We start from the raw sequence: 22,528 nt of genomic DNA on the forward strand, positions 1-22,528 counted from the left end.
ACTAAACAATAAGATTACCCAGCCGCGACCTGGCCGCTTCAAAAATATCAACCTCAAAAATACCAACCTCAAAAATACCCAGGCTGAATATGGATAGCAGACAAGATTACCAACCCTTCACACCCAAATCGAATGGCAAACTGCCGGAGTTATCTGCTCACAACTACAGAGATCACTTCGTAGAGGAGAGAGAAGAAGAAAAGCTAGACTTGTCCTGGCTCTTAGGCGTCGTGCGCCGTCGCTTCCTGGTCATGGCAGCAGCCACCATTGCTTTGAGCGCCCTGGCATGAACAGCGATCGTCCTCACGTCTAAACAGATTACGATCGAGTATGAAGGCTCCTTTTCCCTGTTAGTAGAACCAGCCACGGCTGAAGGTTTGCTATCCAAACAATTAAACAACACCCAAGCGGCAGATTTAGCAAGAATTAATATAGAAGGAATTAGCTTAGTAGACTACGAAACCCAAATTAGGATTTTGCGTAGCCCCAAATTGATGCAGCCCGTGATTGAGGAATTGCGAGCCTGGTATCCCAAAATGAACTATACGGCACTGATCTCAAAAATGTCCATCAACCGCGTCAGCTACGCGAAAGATGGCAAACAGCAAGGCACAAAAATTTTACAAGTTCGTTACAAAGATTCAAACCGAGAAAAAATTTCCACCGTATTGGATAAAATTTCTAAAGCTTATCTAGACTACAGCTTGCAGCAACGGCTGATCGGCATTAATCAAGGTATTAAATTTATAGATACGGAGATGCCCAAGCTCCGAGAAAGAGTGGAAGTTCTGCAACTGCAAGTCCAAAGACTGCGGCAGCAGAGCAACTTGTTTGAACCTCAGATGGAGGGAAAATCTCTCTCTGAACAAGTTCAAAGCATTCGGGGTAAGCAAGTAGAAATTAGAGTTCAGCTAAAAGGGATGCGAAACCTCTACCAAAGCTATGAAAAATTACTCAACGAAAATAATCCCCAGGGGCTGCTGATGACCCAAGGACAAGCTTACAGCGGACTCTTAGGTCAAATTCAGAGAATAGACTCGGAATTGTCCTTAAAAGCAGCTCAGTACAGAGAAGACAGTTTGCCAGTTTTAGCGCTGCGAAAAAGTCGGGAAGAACTGATTTTAACCGCCACTAAACAAGCAAAAGAAGTGGTGATGGGAAATTTAGAGACCCAAATCAAAGAAATTGAAGCGCGCGATCGCGAAATGACAGCTTTGCAAAATGCTCTCAACCAAAAAATTAGAAACTTTTCAGTTACAACCCGACAATACGACAATTTACAGCGGGAACTGCAAGTAGTTACTAAGAGTTTGTCGGACTTCTTGGCAAAACGAGAAGCCTTGCGGATTGATGCTGCTCAGCAGCAAATACCCTGGGTGCCGATCACTCCTCCGGAAATTCCGCTAGACAAATTCGGCAGGCCTATAACAGCTACCGTCAAACAAACCAAAAAACAGTTAGCGCTGGCAGTAATTTTAAGCAGTCTGCTGGGCATAGCAGTCGGCTTGGTGGTAGAGGTACTAAATACTGTGTTCCACACTCCAGAATCACTGAGAATGGCCACAAGATTGCCAATACTCGGGGTGATTCCGTTTACCAAAAAAGTTAAGCGCCGACCGCCAGCCAGACAGAGGAAACTAACATCAGCTCGATCGAACTTGAAAGTGGAAGTAGTCGAACCGGCCGAAGCTAGACATACTGGTTCGACGAGCGGGGGACCAAGTATTTTGAGCGACTTGGACTATCAATTTTTAGAAGCATTTCGATCGCTATACACGAACATTCACTTGCTGAGTGCAGGCACGGCAATTCGATCGCTCTTAGTCGGCTCAGCCGTAGCCGGAGACGGCAAATCTACAGTAGCTTTGCACCTGGCAGCCACAGCAGCAGCAGCAGTCGGACAGCGAGTATTGCTAGTAGATGCAGATTTGCGCTGCCCGCAACTGCACGCTAAGTTAGGACTGCCAAACGTGCGTGGCCTGGGCGATGCCATCTCTACCGATCTCAGCCTCAACGACGCGATTCAACGAGTCCCGAACCAAGAAAATTTGTTCGTACTCACCGCAGGCCAAATTCCCCCCGATCCGATCAAGCTTCTTTCTTCCAAAAAAATGCAGTATCTAATGGAGCAATTTCAAGCATTTTTTGACTTAGTAATTTATGACACCCCGCCAGTAGCAGGCTTGGCAGACACCCACTTGATCGCAGCTCGCACAGACGCTACGATTATGGTCGTCCAAATTGGGCAAACAGACCGATCGCAAGTTCGCAAAGTTTTAGAAGAATTAAAAATTTCTGGAGCTTGCGTCTTGGGAATCGTTGCTAACGGCTGCAAAAACACCGGTCACAGCTACCGCCAGCGTCCGGTCGTTTTAGACACGCTCTACGACCAAAAACTATCGGCTTTAGGTACGAAAAATCCTAATTAGACAAATGTTGATGCAGGGAGCATCTCATATTTGTAAAAAAACTTCTTCTAGCTCCTTCCTTCTAGCTCCTTCCTTCTTCCTCTTTCCTTCTTCCTCTTTCCTCCTGCCTTCTGCCTCCTGCCTTCTGCCTCAAAACTCCAATTTCTAGCGGAGGGCTGCTTTCATTGAGATGCTCCCGTTGATGCAGGCGGCCGAGCGCCGCCGTCCTCAACCGGAAACGCACAACCAAGCTATACCCTGATTTTTTGATAATAGTACCATTTGAGAAAGAAAATGATAGACTAACGGACATAGCCTCCTGTGTCAACCGAGATTGCGCGGAACTTTAAATTTGGCCGAAATTACTCAGAAAATGATTGAGAAATCAGCAAAAGTGGGTAAACTACATTTAGCAGAGCGCAATCTCAATCAGGAAAAGACACCTTTGAAGGTGAACGTTAGTGTAAACGTTAATGAGAACGTTTCAACCCAGAAACTTGGTAGGGATTATTCTATGAGTACAGTTATGGTTGTTGATGATAGCGTCACTCTGCGGGAGATGATCGCCGACTTGCTCAAAGGTAGAGGACTCAACGTCACCGTAGCGAGTGATGGCGTAGAAGCTCTAGAGCAAATCAAGGCTAACCGCCCAGATTTAGTGGTTCTGGATATCGTGATGCCCCGGATGAACGGCTACGAAGTTTGTCGCCGGCTCAAAAGCGACCCTAAAACCCAAAATTTGCCGGTGGTAATGTGTTCGAGCAAAAGCGAAGAGTTCGATCGCTATTGGGGAATGAAACAAGGAGCCGACGCTTACATCGCCAAGCCATTTCACCCTCAAGAATTGGTCGGCACTATTAAGCAATTGCTGCGAGGTTGAGGTAGAGGAATAGGGACAGGAAAAAAATTGTCTTGAGCGCTGATTATTTCTGCTCCCGCAGCCTCTCTAAACTACTCGATTGACAATAGTCCAAACATCCCCGTCCGATCGCACGTAGGGAACAGAAATACTCTTAAAACCCGTAATAAAAGGCTTGTAATAAACCTGCCAGTAGCTGGGACTAATTTGGTCGGCGATGGCTTTGAGTCCCTTCACTTCCGCCGCCAGTTCCGCCGCCAGTTCATTAATCCGTTCCGCGTGTCCCTTGGCTAGTAATCTTCCTTCTTCAACTTGCTCCTCCATCGGAGTTATTCTTTGCAACTTTACTGACTGCTGCTGTTTCTGACTTAGTTGAGCAGACAGAGCCGCGATCGCGTCATCTATCCCCTTGACTTCTGCCGATACTTGTGCTTTTTCCCTCGCGTGACGACGATAAGCATCGGCGATCGCTTGGGGCGAATCACCGGCTGGGACAACATCGGCAATACTAAGCTGCTGGCGTTCCAGGCGCAATTCCTCAATTTGAGAGTAAATTGCCTCTATATCTGTCTGAAGTTTGTCCACCTAATTACCGCGTGGTTGTTGGATATTTTAGCATATTAACACAAACCAATCACCTAATCGGCATATAAATTGCATATTTTAGGCGGGCTAGAAGCAAAGCCCCACAAGCAGAAGTTGAAGAGTTTGAAAAATACAAATTTTTATATTTCTCAGTTGAGCGATTCCGTCGATATCCAGTCGGGTTAATCAGGTGGTGTCCGGTAAAATCAGCATTATAGATTGGTAGTGAGGAAGGCAAGTACGAGCGAGTTTTACGAGGATTAAAGTCGCCACTACAAACACATTTACCATTTACCATTTACCATTTATTAATAGAATTTTTTAAGTTGTTAGCCCTTGCGGCCTCAACTTGACTATAGTCTCTACCAACACATCGGGTTGCACAGGTTTAGACAGATGCCGATCGAAACCTGCAGCAAAAGCACGATCGCGGTCTTCATCCCTAGCATAAGCCGTCAGAGCGATCGCCCAAAATTTCCCTGTCTGCGTGTTCAAAGAACGCAGCCTTCGTAGCAGCGAATAGCCGTCTTCCTCCGGCATTCCGATATCGCTGACCACAACATCCGGATCAAACTGCGAAGCCACCTCAAACGCCTCAGCAGCAGACGATGCAGCCATGACAGTGGCCCCGGAATCCCCCAAGACAAACCTCATAAATTCCCGCGAATCAACCTCGTCATCAACCAGCAAAACCTTAACTCCCAGTAAATTACCAGCGCCAGCCAAAACCTGCGCTTCCTCACCGGCGATGGAATTTACCTGCATCGCAGGGAGACGGAAAGTAAAAGTCGATCCCATATCCAGTCCCGGACTGCTCGCCCAAACCGTGCCGCCGTGGAGTTCCACCAACTGCCGGACGATCGCCAGACCCAGCCCCAAACCGCTATAATTGCGAGTAATCGTAGCATCCGCTTGGCGGAAAGACTCAAACACGTAAGGCAAAAAATTCGGTGCAACCCCAATTCCCGTGTCGGTAACAGCCAACTCAACCTCCGAATCAACTCTCGAAAGCCGGATTTCAACTCGCCCCCCGCGCGGCGTAAACTTAATCGCATTCGTCAGCAAATTCCAAATCACTTGCTGCAAGCGGCCGGGGTCTCCTGATACCCAAAATTTCGGATTTAACTGAGATTCAGGATTGCCAGAAATCTCCCCGGCTTCGGAAAACTCTGCAGTCTCCAAGCCCAAATCTACAATTGCAAACCGTAAATCGATCGACTTAGCATCGGCGGCCAACCGCACCGTATTCACCGCTGCTTCCACCATCGAAATCAAATTTACCGCACAAGGATTCAAAGTCAACTTGCCGCGAATAATTCTAGAAATATCCAGCAAATCATCAATCAATTGAGTTTGCAATTTAGCATTTCGCTCGATCGTTTCTAAAGCCCGCCCAGTAGCAGCCGGACTAAAACTGCGGTGCCGCAGCAGTTGCGCCCAGCCCAAAATCGCGTTTAAGGGCGATCGGAGCTCATGAGAAAGAGTTGCCAAAAACTCATCTTTCATGCGATTTGCCTGCTGAGATTCCTCGTAAAGGCGGGCATTGTCGATCGCCCCCGACACCGCCTGAGCCAACTGCATTAAAATAGTTTCATCATCTTCGGCAAACTCCCCCTCATACTTGTCCGACAACTGAATCAATCCCAGATTTCTGCCGTCCCGACCCGTCAGCGGTACAGCCAGCCAGCCCCGCATCGGCGGGTGCTTCCCCGCAGCCTTGCCGAACTCCCGCCAGGCCGGGTGAGCCTCTAACTCGCTTTGAGTCATTCGCATCGGCTGTTGCTGCTGGCAAACTTGTTGGTAAATGCCCGTACCGTCTGGTTCTTCGCAGTAATCTTGCCACGCGGCGTATTTTTCTGACATGGAAAACTTGCTAATTCCCGAATCCCAGTTGGCGGTGGGGTTGAGGTTGACCGCTACCTGGTGGACTTCCAGAATTTGGCGGGCGCTATCGGCAGCTAACTGAAGTATTTCTGCCACCGACAGTGTGGAGTTGATAGCAACTGACGCGGAGGTTAACTTTTGCAGGCGGCGCAAATACGACTGCTGGCGCGCCAACGCGCGCGAGCGCTCGTATTCTAACTGTTTGCGATCCGTAATGTCGATCGCCACCCCGAACAGCCGAAGGGGTGTGCCCGATGCGTCAAAAACCACCCGCCCTTTGTCGTGGAGCCAAATGACTGAGCCGTCGGGGCGCACGTGGCGGTATTCCGACTCGTAGACTCCCGTCCCGCTGAGTGCGGCATCCAAATCTGCCAAAAAGCTTTCGCGGTCTTCTGGATGCACCGTATTCTTTTTTTGCTCAAAAGTACCAAAGGTGCTGTCTGGGCCCAAACCCATCTGTGTTTCGGCATTGGGCGAACGGCGGACTTCCCCGGATGCCACATCCCAGCTAAAAGCGATCGTATTAGCTGCTTCTAGGGCAAAGCGCAAGTTTTCCTCGCTTTCTTGCACCCTGGCTTCCGATAATTTACGATCGGTAATATCCCAAACCACGCCGATTGCTCGCACCGGTTTACCCGTATCATCCTCAAAAAACTTGCCCCTACTCGCGATCCAGTGCAAGCTGCCGTCGGGCCAAATGACTCTAAATTCGTATTGGTATTCTATTTTGTTTTCTAAAGCAAAGGCAACAGCCTGGGCGAGCGAGGCCTGGTCATCCGGGTGAATGCAGCTAAAAAAAGCTTCGTAAGTTCCCGCAAAACTGCCTTTTTCCAGGCCGAATAACAGTTCGTGTCCCTCCGACCAAACCACCTCGCCATTTAATAAATTCCAATCCCAAGTTCCCATTTTCGAGGCTTCGATCGCCAACCTCAGCCTTTCCTCCGAAATTGCCAACTGCGCCGACGTTTTCGCGTATTTCTCGCGCAACTGCTGATTTTTCAAGCTTTCGCCCACTGCCGCCGCCAGCCGCTTTAAGTGTCGCCCTTTGAACACGTAATCGCTCAAACCCGCTTTCATAGCTTCGACTGCCACTTGTTCGCTGCCACTGTCAGTACACATAATTACCGGACAATTTGGGTAGCGGCTGTGAACTTTGCGGAGAATAGTTAATCCGTCGCTCCAGTGCAGTTGGTAGTCGGTAATTACTAGGTCAAAACCCCCGGCGACCAGGATTTGTTCGAGAGTTTGGATATCAATAACCGACTTAATTTCTAAATCGGGAAAAGTTTTCCTCAGTTCTCGCTCGATCATCAGGCGATCGTTCGGGTTGTCGTCGATTAATAGAATAGACACCATTAGCCTTTTAGTTTTTGTATGGGCGCAAACATTCTTAAATCTAACAATATGTTATTGAGCAATCTCGACAATTTAAATATGTACTTGGTGGGTTAATTAGACTTGCCAATAATTTTATTGTATTTGCTTGTATTTTATTATATTTTAAAGCTTGTAATATCCTCAGCCAGGCTTTTAGGGGCGTGTCCACACGCAAATGAATTAAGTAAGTTGTTGTCAAACAGATCAGAAAGCCTGCTCAAGCGGGAAAGGTGCAAGAGATTACTTAACTGTTACTATACTAATTGTTTATGCTGTCTTCGGGTGTGAACAAGCGGGTTGATTGATTCTTTGAGCTACAGCAGAATATTGCGGTTAAAACCTTCTTCCCTAGAACCTCATCTTTTAAATCCCGATTCACTGCGCGTTGCCGAACTTGCTTCCTCAACTCTCGCACTTGCGTAATTTTACCCAGAAGCTGGTACCGATTCCCAGAGTCGATTTCAGCCCGATCGCACCCCCCATCCGATCGACTCCTTTGCTCGCGATCGCCAGCCCTATTCCCGTCCCTGGATAAACTTCTTGACCGTGCAGGCGATCGAACAACCCAAAAATCCTCTCTTGAAATCTTTCTGCAATACCAATGCCGTTGTCTTCTACCCAAAGATAGATATATTCTTCCTCAGCTTCTGCATAAACTCGCACCTGCGGCTCTATCCCCGGCTGCACGAACTTAATAGCGTTGGAAAGCAAGTTAGTCAAGACTTGCAGCAGCGTAGCAGGATGGGCCAACACCGTAGGTAGCGGTTCGACAACCGTTATCCGAGCTTGTTTTTCGGCAATTTCCGCCTCTAGTTGCGCGATCGATCGAGCCACAATTAAATGAAGAGAGACTGCTTTTAGTGGCAAGTTAGCTTTGCTGAGGCGGCTGTACTCTAGCAAATTTTCGATTAAAGTATTCATCAGACTTGCGGCGTCATTAATCCGATACAAGTAATCCTGTGCAGTAGCATCCAACTCGCTGGCTTTATCTTGGAGCAACATTTCAGCAAAAAACGAAATTCCCCGCAGAGGAGCGCGCAAGTCGTGAGAAACTGAATAGGTAAACGATTCGAGCTGTGCATTAACTTCTTCTAACTCAGCAGTACGCTCTCTCACCCGCTCTTCCAAAGTTTCATTAAATTCTCGCAAAGCAAGTTCAGCCTGCTTGAGATCAGTAATATCTTCAACCAATCCCTCAATGGTACTTTCACCTTCTGCGCTGTAGAGATATTGAGTAAACCGAATCCATTTTACTCGACCGTCTGGCAAAGGAAAGGTAATTTCGATATTTTGAGACCGAGACTCCCCTGAATCTAGCAGGGCTGTTTCATTGTCTTGTACGGGCAATCCCTCGTGAAGAGCCGCGATATCTGAAACCCCGACCCCCTCGTCTATGGGCTGGGCGGGCACGGGGGCACCGCCCCTACAAAACCCTGGTTTTCCGTAGGGGCAATCCCCCCGTGGTTGCCCCGAAACAGCCCTGCCTGAATCTAGGGGTTGCACAAACAATTTCTGAAGATAAATCCCTTGGACATCTGCTAAATTTCTGGCATCAAACAAGCGCAAAAAAGCTTGATTGCTTTCCAAAAGCTGCCCCTCGGAAGTCGCTCGAAAAACTCCGACATTTAAGTGTTCTAGCAGAGAATGAAGTTGATTTTCCAGTCGGGCGACTTCCAGGCGGCAACTCGATCGAGCACTGCGCGAACCGTAACGCAAAGGCGGACATAGTGCTTCGGCGACTTGATAATGTAGTCGTCCAAGCCGGATTTCATTGCCTCTACAGCAATTTCTTCGTTGCCAGTATTCGTAAACATTACAATCGGGCATTCTGGATAACTAGCTTTAATAGTTTTCAGCACATCTAAACCGTTCGTCCAGCGTAGTTGGTAATCAGTAATTACCAGATGGAATCCGCCTCGTTTCAGTGCTTCCCCGAATAATCTATCGTCAAAAACTTCCGTTATTTGCAATTGCGAGAATTGCCGATCTAATTCGCGTTTGACCAGCAGCCTATCTGTTGGGTTGTCGTCAATTACCAGAATGTGTAGCACTGTAACAATTAATAATTTTGCTATTAGCTAGAGTGGCGATATATTATCATAAAAATGTTAGAAATCGCCCCTTTAAGATGAGACAGGACGGGCTTACTCACTAGAAACTTAATTTACTCGTTACCCGAAAGAGCCTGGTAACGAGTAAACAAGCAATAAAAACCGGGAAACGGCTACTACAAACCAGAAAATTCTCTAGGTTCCGGCAGTTCGCTATAGTTGAGCCAATACTCGCTAAAACTCTGCATCATTTCCAATAAAGAAGCAAACCCGACCGGTTTAACCAAATAAGAATTTACCCCTAAATCGTAAGCGCGCTTGACATCAAGTGTTTGCCTAGAAGAAGTAAGCATAACCACCGGCAAGCGTTTTAGTTCCGGCTGCTGCCTCAGCCAAACTAGAACTTCGTGACCGGATCGCCTGGGCAATTTCAAGTCTAGTAAAATTATCGCAGGTAAAGGATAGCGATCGCGATCGCTGTATTCTCCGTCCCCATTTAAATAAAAAACCGCTGCATCTCCATCTCGCACAATTTGCAGCGAAGTATTAGCAAAAGTCTCATTGCGAAATGCCCGCTGCATCAATAGAATATCAACGGGGTTATCTTCCACCAGCAAAATCGTCTGCGTTTGCGTCATGCTTTCTCAGTTGTATCCAAAATCGACTGCCTTGTCCTAATTGAGATTCCACTCCAACTTGACCGCCCATGCGATCGACTCCTTTTTTTACAATAGCTAATCCTATACCAGTTCCGGGGTAAGACTCAATACCGTGCAGCCGTTCAAAAACCCCAAAAATGCGTTTTTGATGTTCTGGAGCAATACCGATGCCGTTGTCTTCTACCCAAAGACGGATGAAGCCGACTGGCAATAGAGGGCTGGTCATAAGTAACTGAGAATGCTCCCACTGTCCCACAGTTCCCCTTTCCAATTCTCCCCCTGTATCCCTGTCTGTCTGTCCCTCTTGAGGCAGCTCAAGTTCCTCTGCCCATATCTGTACTTGGGGTGATACGCCTTCCACAAATTTTATAGCATTGGTGAGCAGATTGGCGATTACTTGAATTAAAGTAACGCGGTGGGCAATTACCGCAGGCAAGGGTGATTGAACAATGATTTGAGCGTGGCTGGATTTAGCGTCGGCTTTTACCATAGCAATTGCCTCGACCACAGCAGATTCTAAGTCTAAAACTTGCAGCGATAAATCAGTGCGGCTGAGGCGGCTGTAAGCTAGCAAATCTTCGATTAATTCTTCTAGTTGTTGCCCAGAATTAACAATTTGCTGGGCGTATTCTTGACCAAGTTCGTCGAGGATGTCACGGTAATCTTCTAATAAAGCTTCAGCTAATCCCTGCATTCCCCGCAGGGGAGCCCGCAAATCGTGGGCGACGGTATAGGTGAAAGCTTCTAATTCTTCGTTAGCTGCTTGAAGTTGATTGGTGCGGAGTTCCACTCGCCGTTCTAAGGTAGCGTTGAGCATCCGAATTTCTGCTTCTGCTTGCTTGCGTGCCGTTATGTCAATGGCGGTACTAATTACTAAACTTCTGCCGTCGGAAAGCTGGCCTAAAGGTGCGGAATAAAAGTCCCAAATGCGAGTTTCGCCGCTGGCTGTGGCAATCATATATTCGCCTTCAGAAATGCGGCTGTTTAATTGGTGCAGCCGATCGATATCTGCTTGCACTAGCGATTTGCGGTTGTGGTAAGCTTTTTCTGTCCAATCTTCAATTGTGGGAATTTCTGAGTGTTGGTAGCCTGAAAATTCTGTCCAAGCGCTGTTAATTTGCAAAACTTGTCCGTTTTCAGCGTGCAGCATAATTGGCAGCGGTGCGTTGAGAATGGCGAGGCGGAAACGTTCTTCGGTTAATTGTAGGGAGTGGCGATCGTGTTCTAGCTGTTCTAACAGTTGATTTTGCTTGATTTCGGCATTGTCGCGCAAAGTTCGATCGCGCTTCACCAAATAGTAAACCAACAGCATCAACAGGAAATTTACTAAAGTGGCAACGGTAAAAGTCAGGATTGTCAAAGTAGCGCTCGTTTGAGATTCTCGGGCACGCTGCTGCAATAGCTGAGTTTCTTCGGCTGTCATGGTGGCTATCTGCTGCCGAATGCCGCCCATGATTTGCTTTCCCCTACCGGATTTTACTTCCCGCAGGGCTGCTTCTAACTTTTGTTGGCGTCGCAGATTGATGGTTCCTTCAAGTTCGGCTAATTTAGAGTCGATCGCAATTTTCAAGTTGCGAATGCGCTGTTGCTGCCGATTATTGTCAGCCGTTAGCTGCTGCAATCCGACTACTTGTTGGTTGATGCGGGCGATCGCGCTGTGATAGGGTTCTAAATACCGTTCTTCTCCCGTCAGCAAATAACCGCGCTGTCCGGTTTCAGCATCTTTTAAGGTAGAAAGCGTGGCTTCGAGTTCGGTTAAAACTCGGTGAGTGTGGCTCACCCAGCGTTCGTTTTCGATTAACTTGAGAGTGTTGCGGTAGGATGTAGCCGCATTGAAAATCAGCAGCGCCACGGCCATTCCGATACCTGCGGTGATTTGGCGAGTCAGGGATTGTTTCATGGAATACTCGGCACGCGAGTCCTGCTTTTTTTTATTTTAGCTGGATACGGACTACTCGAATTTTTGGCGCTGTCACAGACGGCGAATAAAGCCTATAAATTTAAGGTTCAAATTTGCGATCGATCTTGTTTCTAATTTAGCCTCGCTCCTCCTCGCATCCCCCTTAAGTCTGAGATGGCATAAATCGCTCTCTTGCGTCTCGTGATTCAGGCAAACGCTACACAATCTAGGATAGCCTGAAAAGCTTAATTCGCCTTTTTTTGCATCGATTGTTGTATCGTTCGTGTTGCTTTGGCAGTTTCAAATTGCGGCGTAAAGAAAAGAGTTTTTACCTATTGACTCCTGTTGATTTTTGGGGTATATTTTAGATAATGGGAGTGGTGACATAAATTTAAATTTTGTCACTATTCCCATTATTAAATAATACATTGTCAATCTAGCAAAGTCAAGCTTTTTACCCCAAAAAAAAAGGCGAATTTTTAATATTTTATTTAAAAAATAATCTTTTGGAGCGAGGGAGAAATTCACAGAAGCGATGACGCGGGTGAATAGTATGAGAAATCAGAAAAGCGAGCGATCGGGTAATTGGGGAGAATGGGGTTGAAATTATAGCGGTTCTCAAAAAAGTGAGGTATGCCCTATGCCCTATGCCCTATGCCCATGAGTACCTCATCTTTCTGAGAAAGGCTATAGTTTAACATCGGAATTATATCTTTTTACGAGCGAGCGTCTCGATCGCACTGGCAAAGAGACACTCGCCCTGCACTGAGAAAATTAACTGAGAAAATTATGATTCCGAGTGCAGTGGCGCAACAATATAATTACACAATCGCAGCCGCTTTCATTGCGAAAATGCGATCGATCGCATCTTCAACAACCTTATCAGGCGTAGAAGCACCCGAAGTCACGCCGACTACAATTTTACCATCCGGTAGCCAACCTTCAGTTACGACCAAATCTCCCCCCAAAGGCTTGTGTTCGATCCGATTTCCCGGTAAAATGCGCTCCGCACAATCAATGTGATAAGAAGGAACAGTTTTGTCGATCGCAATTTCCTGCAAATGGGTAGTATTAGAAGAATTAAAACCCCCAATCACCAGCATCAAATCCAACTTTTCCTCAACCAAACTCAACATAGCATCTTGCCGTTCCTGAGTCGCATCGCAGATAGTATTAAAACTCTGAAAATGCTCGTTCAAATTCTCCGGCCCAAACTTCCGCATCATCGTTTTTTCAAACAACTTACCAATATTCTCTGTCTCAGTTTTGAGCATAGTAGTTTGGTTAGCAATCCCAACGCTTTCCAAATCCCGATCCGGGTCAAAACCAGCAGAATAAGCCTTGCTAAATTTAGCAAGAAACTCTTCGCGATCGCCCCCATGCAAGATATAATTGCTGACATATTCAGCTTCTTGCCAATTGAGCACAATCAAATACTTATCAGCAAAAGAACTCGTAGCAACAGTTTCCTCATGCTTGTACTGACCGTGAATAATCGAAGTGTAATCCTTTTTTTTGTGCTTTTCAACAGTATTCCAAACCTTAGAAACCCAAGGACAAGTAGTATCAACAATCTTGCAGCCCTTATCATTAAGCAACTGCATTTCTTGAACACTCGCTCCAAAAGCAGGTAAAATTACCACATCGCCACTATCGACAACCGAAAAATCTTTCTGCCCCTTTTCAACAGCAATAAAACCAACTTCCATATCGCGCAAATGCTGATTCACAGACGGATTATGAATAATCTCATTAGTAATCCAAATCCGTTCCGAGGGGAAATGCTGGCGAGTCTCGTAAGCAATAGCTACAGCGCGTTCCACCCCCCAGCAAAACCCAAAAGCCTGAGCGAGTCGGATCGTGACTGCGCCGCGTTCCAGCCTGTAATTATTGTCGCGAATTTGCTGGATCAGACTGCTTTGATAAGCCGTCTGCATTACCCCAGCTACCTCAGCTTCGTGTCCGAAACCCTTGCGGTGGTAGTTTTCCGACTGTTGGAGCGATCGTTTAAAAGCTTTAGTATCCATGCGGTATCGAGTAGAAATCTAGGTTAATTACCTTTGATTTTAGAATGCCTGGGGTGCGATCGGGCTTATTGGTTCAGTAGCGAAGAGGGGATATGCTATTTATATGATCGACACATGAGAGGGAAGAAGGAATGAACCGCGAAGACGCGAAGGACGCGAAGGAAGAAGAAAGAAGAATGAGACAATTGGGCGAACAGCTAGAACAGTTGGCTTATAGAGTGATTGGGGCGGCTATTGAGGTGCATCGGCTTTTGGGGCCAGGATTTTTAGAATCAGTGTATCAGGAATCCTTAGAAGTTGAATTTCGGATGCGGGGGATAGCTTGTCACCCTAAAAAGCCAGTAGCAATCACTTACAAAGGTTATCCAGTGGGCGAAGGTCAATTAGACTTTCTGGTTGGCGATATCCTCATTGTCGAATTAAAAGCTGTCGAAAAGCTAGCTCCCATCCATGAAGCCCAAGTTATCTCCTATCTTAAAATGACCAAAAACACCCTAGGCCTTCTGATCAACTTCAACGTTCCGATCCTCAAAGAAGGCATCAAACGCATAATTCTCTCATCTTAACCCTTCTTCCTCTTCCTTCTTCGCGCTCTTCGCGCCTTCGCGGTTCGTTAAAAAAAACTTAAAAAAATTGCAGAGACCAAGATTGCTGAGTCTCTGCACGATCGAACTTATTCAGAAAATTAGCTTCAAACCTTCTTCGGCGCAAAAGGAGAACTCGATTCAAACGAACTGAAACCGCCGGCAAAATCCTCACCGTAAGCTTCTTCCCCGTGCTGGCCGATATCCAAACCTTGGTCTTCAGCAGATGACGGCACTCGCAGTTCCATAAACTGTTCCAAAATTTTCAGGATCGCAAAAGTGCCGACACCCGCAAACACGTAAGTAACTAGAACGCCTACAAACTGGCTCACGATTAGCCCCGAATTCCCCGCAAACAGCCCGTCATTTCCGAGAGGGTTAACGGCTTTAGTCGCAAATAAGCCAGTCAGAATCGCGCCCACAGTTCCGCCTACGCCGTGAACTGGGAAGGTATCCAAAGAGTCGTCAAATCCCAGCTTAGCCCGCCAACTAACGGCAAAGAAGCAGCAAACCGAAGTAATCGATCCGATCAAAAGCGCTCCCACTGGAAACACGAATCCAGCCGCAGGTGTGATGCCCACCAATCCCGCGAGGAAACCGCTAGCAATTCCCACTGCTGTCGGTTTGCCTCTGAGCACCCATTCCACAATTGTCCAAGTTAAACCGCCGGCTGCTGCAGAAATCATCGTGGTGACAAAAGCCACTGTTGCTAAAGAACCAGAACTCAAAGCACTACCGCCGTTGAAGCCAAACCAGCCAAACCACAGCATCCCAATTCCCAGCAAGACGTAAGGTACGTTGTGAGGGGTGTGGGGCTTGTTCAAGTGGTCTTTGCGGGGTCCGATCATCCAAGCTGCGACAACCGCAGAAACACCGGAACTAATGTGTACGACTGTGCCGCCGGCAAAGTCCAGAGATCCGATCGCCGCCAGCCAGCCTCTACCCCAAACCCAGTGGGCTAAAGGAGAGTAGATGAAGGTAGACCACAGCAGCACGAACCAGAAATAGGTTTTAAATGTTACCCTTTCGACGATCGCCCCGGAAATCAAGGCTGGAGTGATGATGGCGAACATCATCTGGTAAACCATGAAGACTTGGTGGGGTATTGTCGGTGCGTAGCCGATCGGATCTGGGGTGTCCGCCGTGACGTTGTTCAAGAACATCCAGTCGAAACCGCCGATGAAGCTTTCGATCCCTTGACCAAACCCTTTATCATTGAGGTTGCTGGCGGTGACATCAAAGGCTAAACTGTACCCCCACAACGTCCAGGTGACGCCGATCGTTCCCATCATCACCAAGCTCATCATCATGGTGTTGAGGACGTTGCGCGATCGCACCAGTCCCCCGTAGAAAAACGCCAGCCCCGGTGTCATCAGCAATACCAGTGCTGAGGAGACCAACATCCAGGCCGTATCGCCACTGTTGATAGGATTCGGCGCCACCGCAGCCGCGGCACCAGCATCTTGAGCTAAGGCATTGTCCATCAGCGGCCCGCTTAACAGCCACAGCGCCATGATGCCGATCGTTAAACTTTTTTTGATCACGTTAGTCGTACCTTTTCATACTCAGCAATTTTCAGGGAAGACCGAGCCGATTTTAGATGTGAGGATTTTAGATGCAATAGTTATTTGGTTTTAAGTCCCTGTTTTAGCGGAACAAATCTTCAATAGATAATTCCCCAATCCTCAACCCCGCGACTTCGTATAGCCGGACTCATCTAAATTCGTCAACTATCAATCTCATGGTCTATGCCTTTTGGATTGCACCATGTGTACCAACAGTGATTCTGTATCGCCCTATACTAAATAGCTAAGTATCATATTTCTTCATCTATCAGTGGATACTTGACATAGCCAGTGATAGCAGAGCAATCCGAGAGGGGGAGTTGAGGAGAGGGCAGGAGTTTTGAGTTGGGGAGAGTGGGAGGAGGAGAGGGGGAGAGTTGTGGAGAGTGTTACTTTATCCTTGATCTTTCTAACTAATGACTAATAACTCATGAATCATTTTTCAACTGCATCTGATCGAACAGTTGCAGGGCCGATCGCCAAACCAGATAACCTTGATCGTTAAGGTGCAAGCCATCTGTGCTGAGTTCAGTTGGCAAATTGCCGTCAACATCCGCAAACAGCGGGTACAAATCCAGATACAAAACATTTTCCGAACTAGCAATTTCTTTCAGCCGTCGATTTATTGCCCTAATCCGACTGTTAGGAATCGCCAACAGCCGATCGCGATTTTCCCAAGTAGCTTGTTCCCCGCTGTGGGGCAAAATCGACTGCACAACTACTTGTGCTTTGGGGTGCGCCCACCGCAAATCGCGAATAATCTGCCGCTGGTTGTCCAAAATCCCTTCGTCGCTGGCCCCCCGCAACAAATCGTTAATCCCGATCATCACAAACACTGTATCCGGCGCAGTTCGATCGAACAACTGCAACCGCTTCAGCAAACCCACCGAAGTCTCCCCCGAAATTCCTTGATTCAGCCAAATTCGATCGGCTGGTAACAGCTTGGTCGGAAACCACATACTCAGAGAATCCCCAGCCAAAACACTCAGTCTTGAGGGTCGATTCGCCGCCGCCGCCTCAGCTTCGCGACCCAACTGCGTCACCCACTGCTGGTACGTCCATTTATGTCGCGGCCCGGGAACGGGCACGTCTAGCACTGCCTTTGCAGAGATTGCCGGTTGGTCTATTTGTTCCTGGGCCACTTCTGCCGTCACCGCATCATTCGCCTGGAAGCGTTCTGTCAAGTTGTTTCCCCGCAGCAGTAGTTGAGCTACTGTAAGTATCAGTACCCCGTTCGTCACCAAAGATAGCAAAGCCCAAACCGGAACAGTTTTCGATCGGCTAACTTCCATCCCTAAGAGGGATTTATGAGTTCTACTTCTGCTACCTCCTCCAAACTTCTCCATAAACTCAAGCTATTTGCAGCCATCACACCGAATAATTTGCACTGATTGCTGCATCAAATTTTACCGCTCAATTAAAGCCTCAATTCTTGTAATAATCAAGCACTGTGCTGTGTTGGGCAAGGGCGGCGATGCAGAACTTTGCTTTTTCGCACTACTTTACCATAAAAAATCTGCCTACCAAACTTTCTTGCCATAAATCGGACTTGTCCAACCGGCAGACGGGGACATAAATATATCTAAAACTTACCGAAATTACCCATTTCTGATGCTAAAATCCAAAAATGAAAAAATTAACTATAACTGAAGCAGCCAAAATTAAAGGTGTGAGCGCTTCCACCTTACGCAGGTGGGAAGCCGAAGGCAAGCTAATACCCGAACGCACCGCTAATGGTCACAGACGCTATGACCTAGCTCATCTTCTCGGCTTAAAACCCAACGGCGCTTTAACCATAGCTTACGCTCGGGTTAGCAGCCACAACCAAAAAGATGATTTAGACAGACAAAAACAAGTTTTGGAATTGTTTTGTGCATCTCAGGGGTGGCAATTCCAAATCATTGAGGATGTAGGTTCTGGGGTTAATTACAGTAAGGGGGGTTTACAACATCTAATTCGGGCGATCGCAGACAATCAAGTAGAAAGGTTGGTATTAACTCACAAAGACAGACTGCTGAGACTTGGTTCTGAACTAATTTTTAATTTGTGCGAACACTTTGGGACAGAGGTAGTGATTATAAATCAAACCGAAAATGCTAGCTGTGACGAGGATTTAGCTAAAGATATACTAGAAATAATCGCTATTGTCTCCGCCCGCCTTGATGGCAGGAGGAATGTCAAGAACAAGCGCCTCGTTGAAGAACTTAAGGCAATTGGCGATCAACTCTAACCAATACACCAGTTTTCAACGCTCGTGATTTACAGATTCTCAATTCCCATTTCCCCATTATCAATTACCAATTAATGGCGCACATCTCAGGCAATCGAAAACTGCTATATGTACGCCATTAAACGTAAACTAACAATAAAAATATGCCCGCGTTCGTATCGAATATTGAAACGCGAGCACAACGATAGACAGCCATAAGTTGGCGGGTATTTCAGATTCGGGTGTTTCTGAATAAAGGGGTGAATTAGCTGATAAATAGCTAATTTAGGACACGAAAGCTGAATTGATCGATCTCTTCGCACGCTCTACATTTTGTTAGGCCTCCCACCAGAACCCCCACCATAAACGCCGTAGCCGCTCTCACTTCTGTTATCCAAGCTCGTTTCCTTCACAAACCCGGTGTAAGCTTCCATCCCGTGTTCGCCGATATCCAAACCTTCAGCCTCCTCTAAAGCAGAAACGCGGATACCCAGCAAAGCTTTGAGTGCCAGCCAAAAAATCGTACTCAGCAGCACGGTCATCCCGCCTACAGAGATAATGCCGACCAACTGCGCCCAGAGTTGACCGAAACCTCCGCCCACAAGCAATCCGGCTGCGGGGCCTGCGGTATAAAGTCCAGTTGTAGGCCCGTCCGCAAACAGCCCAACTGCCAAAGTTCCCCAGATGCCGCAGACTAAGTGAACTGAAGTTGCTCCTACAGGGTCATCAATTTTCAAGTTGTCGAAGAAAGTTACTGCGAAAACTACCAGGATACCGGCGATCGTGCCGATTATGGCAGAGTTGGGCAAGTTGATCCAAGCGCAGCTCGCTGTTACGCCGACTAAGCCGGCGAGGATGCCGTTGATAATCATCGAAAGGTCGGGTTTGCCCAGGTACAGCCAAGCAGTAATGGTTGCAGCAGCTCCCCCGAAGGCACCGGCGGTGTTGGTGGTGAGCGCAATGTGGGCGATCGCATTTGGATCGACTGCCATTGTCGAACCGGGATTGAACCCGAACCAACCCAACCACAGAATCAAACAGCCCAGGGTGGCAATGCTCATATTGTGTCCCGGCATCGCCACAGTATCGCCGTCGCGGTACTTGCCGATCCGCGGCCCCAAAAATGCCGCTCCCATCAAAGCAGCCCAACCGCCTACCGAGTGAATCACTGTCGAACCGGCAAAATCGTAGAACCCTGCTTTTGCCAGCCAGCCGCCGCCCCAAATCCAGTGTCCGGTAATCGGGTAAGCAATTCCTACTAGCAGCAAGCTGAAAATTAAGAATTCAAGGAATTTAATTCGCTCTGCAACGGCTCCAGAAACGATCGTCGCAGCAGTTCCCGCAAAAACTAATTGGAAAAAGAATTTAGCGTTAAGAGGCACTCCCGTCCAGTTAAGCGAGTCGAAAATGCCTTGATAAGCCTCTCCTGTGGCGGGGCTGTTGTCAGCTACGTTCCACAGGAAAAATCCGCCGCTGGTGCCGATAAAACCGTTGCCGTCACTGAACATTAAGGCAAAGCCGATCGCCCAATATGCGATCGTAGAAAGCGCAAAAACAATCAAGTTTTTGGACAGCACGTTGACGGCATTTTTTTGGCGGCAAAAACCGGTTTCCAACATACAGAAACCCGCGTTCATAAAGAACACTAGCATCGCCGCCACCATGACCCACATGGTATCCATGCCCACCTTAAGGCTTGCTAATTGTTCCTCGGTGGTTGGTGCGGGAGCTGTTTGGGCTACCGCCGCATATCCCCACACCAAGACGATGATTGCAGCTAAAGGTATACAGGCTTGCCAACTTGGAGTGAGGCGGGCGATCGCCCGTGGTAACTTCTTCAACCTGTTGACTTTCGTAAAAAATTTAGCTGCTGACAAATTGAAAGACTCCCGCCTGACGGGTTTTGACTTTTTCTTTCCGACAGTCATTTTAATCACTTTTACCCTCTTTACGGCTAGTAAGCTCAGCAATATTCGGAAAACTTTCCAATCTTACTACAAAAGTTTATGGATTATTTGTTGAGATTGAGATAGTTATGATAGCCTAGCTCTTCTAGAAGATTTTGTTTTTTCAGTACAGATTCGGACAAAGTTTTGCGGTAATGCAAAACTCGCTCTAGCAATTCTGGCTGATGAGCTGCCAGTATCTGAACTGCCAGCAAGCCAGCATTCTTAGCGTTGCCGATCCCCACTGTTGCTACGGGTATCCCGGCTGGCATTTGCACGATCGAGTACAGTGAATCTAGGCCTTGGAGGTGGCGACTCGGTACGGGCACGCCAATTACGGGCAAGGGGGTTAAAGATGCTACCATACCTGGGAGGTGCGCCGCTCCCCCGGCACCTGCAATAATGACTTTCAAGCCTCGTTGGTGAGCGGTTTGGGCGTATTCCACCATGCGCGAGGGGGTACGGTGCGCCGAGACGATCGCTACGGAGCAAGCAACGTTGAATTCTTCGCAAACTGCGATCGCATCTTTCATGGTTGGCAAATCCGAATCGCTACCCATGATAATTCCAACTGTCGCTTGATTCATAAAATTTTCAGATTTGAGATTTCAGATAAATGCTAATTTTAAATGATTGCGTTAACTCAAATTTAGATATTTTGTACCAAAACTGACCCTTCAAAGCAATTTTGCCACAAGCCCCCGTCTGAGCAGCCCTAGAGCCAGCAAAAAGCAAAAAGCTCCCCCTCCCGATCGCCAGCCACCGGACTTATCCGTAGCGAATATTAAATCTAAAATCTAAAATCTAAAATCTAAAATCGGATGACTGAAGCCACAACCCCAACTGCCGCCCCCACAGATATTCTCAATGTTCGCATCCCCGGTTGCAAGGATTTGCAGATGCTTGCTGTTGACGAAACGGGAATCATTCAAGAAGTTTTGCCGATGGACGCCGTATTTAAACGGATTTGTCCTCCCCATTTGCACGTGCTTGATGTAGCAGGCGATTGGCTTTCTCTGGGCGGTGTTGACTTGCAGATTAACGGCGCCCTGGGTTTTGCTTTTCCCGATTTAGAAAGCAAGCATATTGAAATTTTGCCGAAAATTTGTCAATTTTTGTGGAATCAGGGAGTAGATGCTTTTTTGCCGACTTTGGTGACAACTTCGCTGGATAAGTTTAGGCGATCGCTCTCAACTATAGCTGATTATATCCGCACTGTACAAACCGCCGATCGCGCAACAATTGAACCCAAAACAGCGGAAATTATTGGAGTTCACCTCGAAGGCCCTTTTCTCAACCCCCAGAAGCGAGGCGCTCACCCAGTTGAGTTTTTGTTACCGCTAACTATAGAAAATGTCAAGCAAGTTTTAGGAGATTGTGCCGATATTGTCAAAATAATTACTTTAGCGCCGGAGTTAGACAGCACTGGCGAAGTCATTTCCTATTTGCAAAGTTTGGGAATTTCCGTCAGTCTCGGACACTCCCAAGCGACGGCAGAGCAAGCACAGCAAGCATTTGAGCGGGGGGCTTCAATGGTAACTCACGCTTTTAATGCGATGCCGAGTTTGCACCACAGAGAACCGGGTTTGTTGGGAGCGGCGATTGTTTATCCGGGGGTAAAATGCGGTTTAATTGCTGACGGGAAGCACGTTTCTCCGACAATGATTGATTTTTTGCTACGCGCTGGTAGGTATCAAAAAGGCGTTTTTTTAGTGAGCGATGCTTTGGCTCCTTTGGGTTTGCCTGACGGTGTTTATCCTTGGGATTCCCGACAAATTGAAGTCAGAAAAGGTACAGCTTGGGTAAGATTAGATTATCACTCGGCCCTGGAATGTGCTACTTTGGCAGGTACTACTCTGCCGCTGTTGGCGGGAGTACAGAATTTGGTGGAGTGGGGGATTTGCGATGCCGAAAGTGCGATCGCCCTGGCAACTGAATCTCCAAGAAAGGCGATCGGACTTTCGGGAATTATTGGCAAATCGGCAAGTCAATTGTTGCGCTGGAATTTAAATGCTGCGACAAAAGAATTGACTTGGCATCGGTTGTTTTAAGTAGTTCCATTTAGTTTCCATGCCATTAGTTTCTCGCGCAGTAGAGTTCGTAGTGAGGACGAAGAGCCCTGATGCTAAGCGCTGCTAGCAATTCGGTGTTCTCGGCAAGTTCGATCGTAAATATGATTTAATTCCACAGCCAAGCAAATCTCGCCGCGCAGCCACAGCGGTAAAACAGGGAGCTCGCAGCCCACAGCCAGTTTTTCCTGCCAAATATCGAGGCATTGGTTGCCGTCTCGCTCGATCGGTCGATAAGCTGTAGCATAGAGTTCAGCGTCGAAGGGCGAAGCGCTTCCTCCCGCCAGACGGGCTAACAATTCATTATGAAGATTTGCCTTCCTTCCCGTCACCAAAAAACTGGGTCTGAAGCCCCGTCGTTCTACGACGGCTTTTTATTGATTTTCCAGTTTCCTAATCAACCCT

At 47.5% G+C, this 22,528-nt stretch carries 19 protein-coding genes; 6 read left to right on the plus strand and 13 right to left on the minus strand.

Annotated elements, in window-relative coordinates; genetic code table 11:
* The first annotated feature begins 89 nt into the window (after positions 1–89).
* On the plus strand, positions 90–290 hold the full coding sequence (locus QUB35_RS25710; protein WP_333144496.1) for a hypothetical protein: 201 nt from the start codon (positions 90–92) through the stop codon (positions 288–290).
* Positions 291–377: 87 nt separating this feature from the next.
* Entirely contained in the window at positions 378–2,429 is a 2,052-nt protein-coding gene (locus QUB35_RS25715; protein WP_333144497.1) for a polysaccharide biosynthesis tyrosine autokinase, read from the plus strand.
* Between the two features lie 61 nt (positions 2,430–2,490).
* Here QUB35_RS25715 and QUB35_RS25720 read toward each other — a convergent pair whose 3' ends face one another.
* Positions 2,491–2,721, minus strand: a complete 231-nt coding sequence (locus QUB35_RS25720; RefSeq protein ID WP_333144498.1) for a hypothetical protein — start codon at positions 2,719–2,721, stop codon at positions 2,491–2,493.
* A 201-nt stretch (positions 2,722–2,922) separates the two neighbouring features.
* On the opposite strand from QUB35_RS25720, the gene QUB35_RS25725 reads away from it, so the two are divergent.
* The gene (locus QUB35_RS25725) at positions 2,923–3,288 is read left to right on the plus strand and encodes a response regulator transcription factor (RefSeq protein ID WP_039886668.1); all 366 of its coding nucleotides are present in this window, start codon (positions 2,923–2,925) and stop codon (positions 3,286–3,288) included.
* A gap of 66 nt (positions 3,289–3,354) precedes the next feature.
* Here QUB35_RS25725 and QUB35_RS25730 read toward each other — a convergent pair whose 3' ends face one another.
* From QUB35_RS25730 to QUB35_RS25760, 7 genes are all read right to left on the minus strand, one after another.
* Positions 3,355–3,852 (minus strand): hypothetical protein, encoded by a 498-nt coding sequence (locus QUB35_RS25730; RefSeq protein WP_333144499.1) that lies wholly within the window; start codon positions 3,850–3,852, stop codon positions 3,355–3,357.
* A 321-nt stretch (positions 3,853–4,173) separates the two neighbouring features.
* Positions 4,174–7,092, minus strand: a complete 2,919-nt coding sequence (locus QUB35_RS25735) for a PAS domain-containing protein (RefSeq protein WP_333144500.1) — start codon at positions 7,090–7,092, stop codon at positions 4,174–4,176.
* A 423-nt stretch (positions 7,093–7,515) separates the two neighbouring features.
* On the minus strand, positions 7,516–8,829 hold the full coding sequence (locus QUB35_RS25740; protein WP_333144501.1) for an ATP-binding protein: 1,314 nt from the start codon (positions 8,827–8,829) through the stop codon (positions 7,516–7,518).
* Entirely contained in the window at positions 8,748–9,164 is a 417-nt protein-coding gene (locus QUB35_RS25745; RefSeq protein ID WP_333144502.1) for a response regulator, read from the minus strand. The genes QUB35_RS25740 and QUB35_RS25745 overlap by 82 nt, the downstream gene beginning before the upstream one ends.
* A gap of 176 nt (positions 9,165–9,340) precedes the next feature.
* Positions 9,341–9,802, minus strand: a complete 462-nt coding sequence (locus QUB35_RS25750; protein ID WP_333144503.1) for a response regulator — start codon at positions 9,800–9,802, stop codon at positions 9,341–9,343.
* On the minus strand, positions 9,765–11,723 hold the full coding sequence (locus QUB35_RS25755) for a CHASE3 domain-containing protein (protein WP_333144504.1): 1,959 nt from the start codon (positions 11,721–11,723) through the stop codon (positions 9,765–9,767). The genes QUB35_RS25750 and QUB35_RS25755 overlap by 38 nt, the downstream gene beginning before the upstream one ends.
* Before the next feature lie 821 nt (positions 11,724–12,544).
* A complete protein-coding gene (locus QUB35_RS25760; protein WP_333144505.1) occupies positions 12,545–13,750 on the minus strand; it encodes a 4-hydroxy-3-methylbut-2-enyl diphosphate reductase in 1,206 nt (401 codons plus the stop codon).
* 131 nt (positions 13,751–13,881) lie between these two features.
* Here QUB35_RS25760 and QUB35_RS25765 point away from each other — a divergent pair, with 131 nt between their 5' ends.
* The gene (locus QUB35_RS25765) at positions 13,882–14,316 is read left to right on the plus strand and encodes a GxxExxY protein (RefSeq protein WP_333144506.1); all 435 of its coding nucleotides are present in this window, start codon (positions 13,882–13,884) and stop codon (positions 14,314–14,316) included.
* 125 nt (positions 14,317–14,441) lie between these two features.
* Here the strand turns inward: QUB35_RS25765 and QUB35_RS25770 are convergent, their stop codons facing one another.
* Entirely contained in the window at positions 14,442–15,878 is a 1,437-nt protein-coding gene (locus QUB35_RS25770; RefSeq protein WP_333144507.1) for an ammonium transporter, read from the minus strand.
* 449 nt (positions 15,879–16,327) lie between these two features.
* Positions 16,328–17,245, minus strand: a complete 918-nt coding sequence (locus QUB35_RS25775) for an SGNH/GDSL hydrolase family protein (protein WP_333144508.1) — start codon at positions 17,243–17,245, stop codon at positions 16,328–16,330.
* 281 nt (positions 17,246–17,526) lie between these two features.
* On the opposite strand from QUB35_RS25775, the gene QUB35_RS25780 reads away from it, so the two are divergent.
* Complete coding sequence (locus tag QUB35_RS25780) at positions 17,527–18,129, plus strand: IS607 family transposase (RefSeq protein ID WP_333144509.1); 603 nt, start codon at positions 17,527–17,529, stop codon at positions 18,127–18,129.
* A gap of 305 nt (positions 18,130–18,434) precedes the next feature.
* Here the strand turns inward: QUB35_RS25780 and QUB35_RS25785 are convergent, their stop codons facing one another.
* The gene (locus QUB35_RS25785) at positions 18,435–20,036 is read right to left on the minus strand and encodes an ammonium transporter (protein WP_333144510.1); all 1,602 of its coding nucleotides are present in this window, start codon (positions 20,034–20,036) and stop codon (positions 18,435–18,437) included.
* 83 nt (positions 20,037–20,119) lie between these two features.
* On the minus strand, positions 20,120–20,641 hold the full coding sequence (purE, locus tag QUB35_RS25790) for a 5-(carboxyamino)imidazole ribonucleotide mutase (protein ID WP_333144511.1): 522 nt from the start codon (positions 20,639–20,641) through the stop codon (positions 20,120–20,122).
* Positions 20,642–20,875: 234 nt separating this feature from the next.
* Between purE and nagA the strand changes: the two genes are divergently transcribed.
* Entirely contained in the window at positions 20,876–22,105 is a 1,230-nt protein-coding gene (gene nagA / locus QUB35_RS25795) for an N-acetylglucosamine-6-phosphate deacetylase (protein WP_333144512.1), read from the plus strand.
* A 74-nt stretch (positions 22,106–22,179) separates the two neighbouring features.
* On the opposite strand, the gene QUB35_RS25800 is transcribed toward nagA, so the two are convergent.
* Positions 22,180–22,455 (minus strand): hypothetical protein, encoded by a 276-nt coding sequence (locus QUB35_RS25800; protein ID WP_333144513.1) that lies wholly within the window; start codon positions 22,453–22,455, stop codon positions 22,180–22,182.
* Positions 22,456–22,528: the final 73 nt, after the last annotated feature.

The organism is Microcoleus sp. B13-B6 (assembly GCF_036705405.1).
Lineage (GTDB): Bacteria > Cyanobacteriota > Cyanobacteriia > Cyanobacteriales > Microcoleaceae > Microcoleus.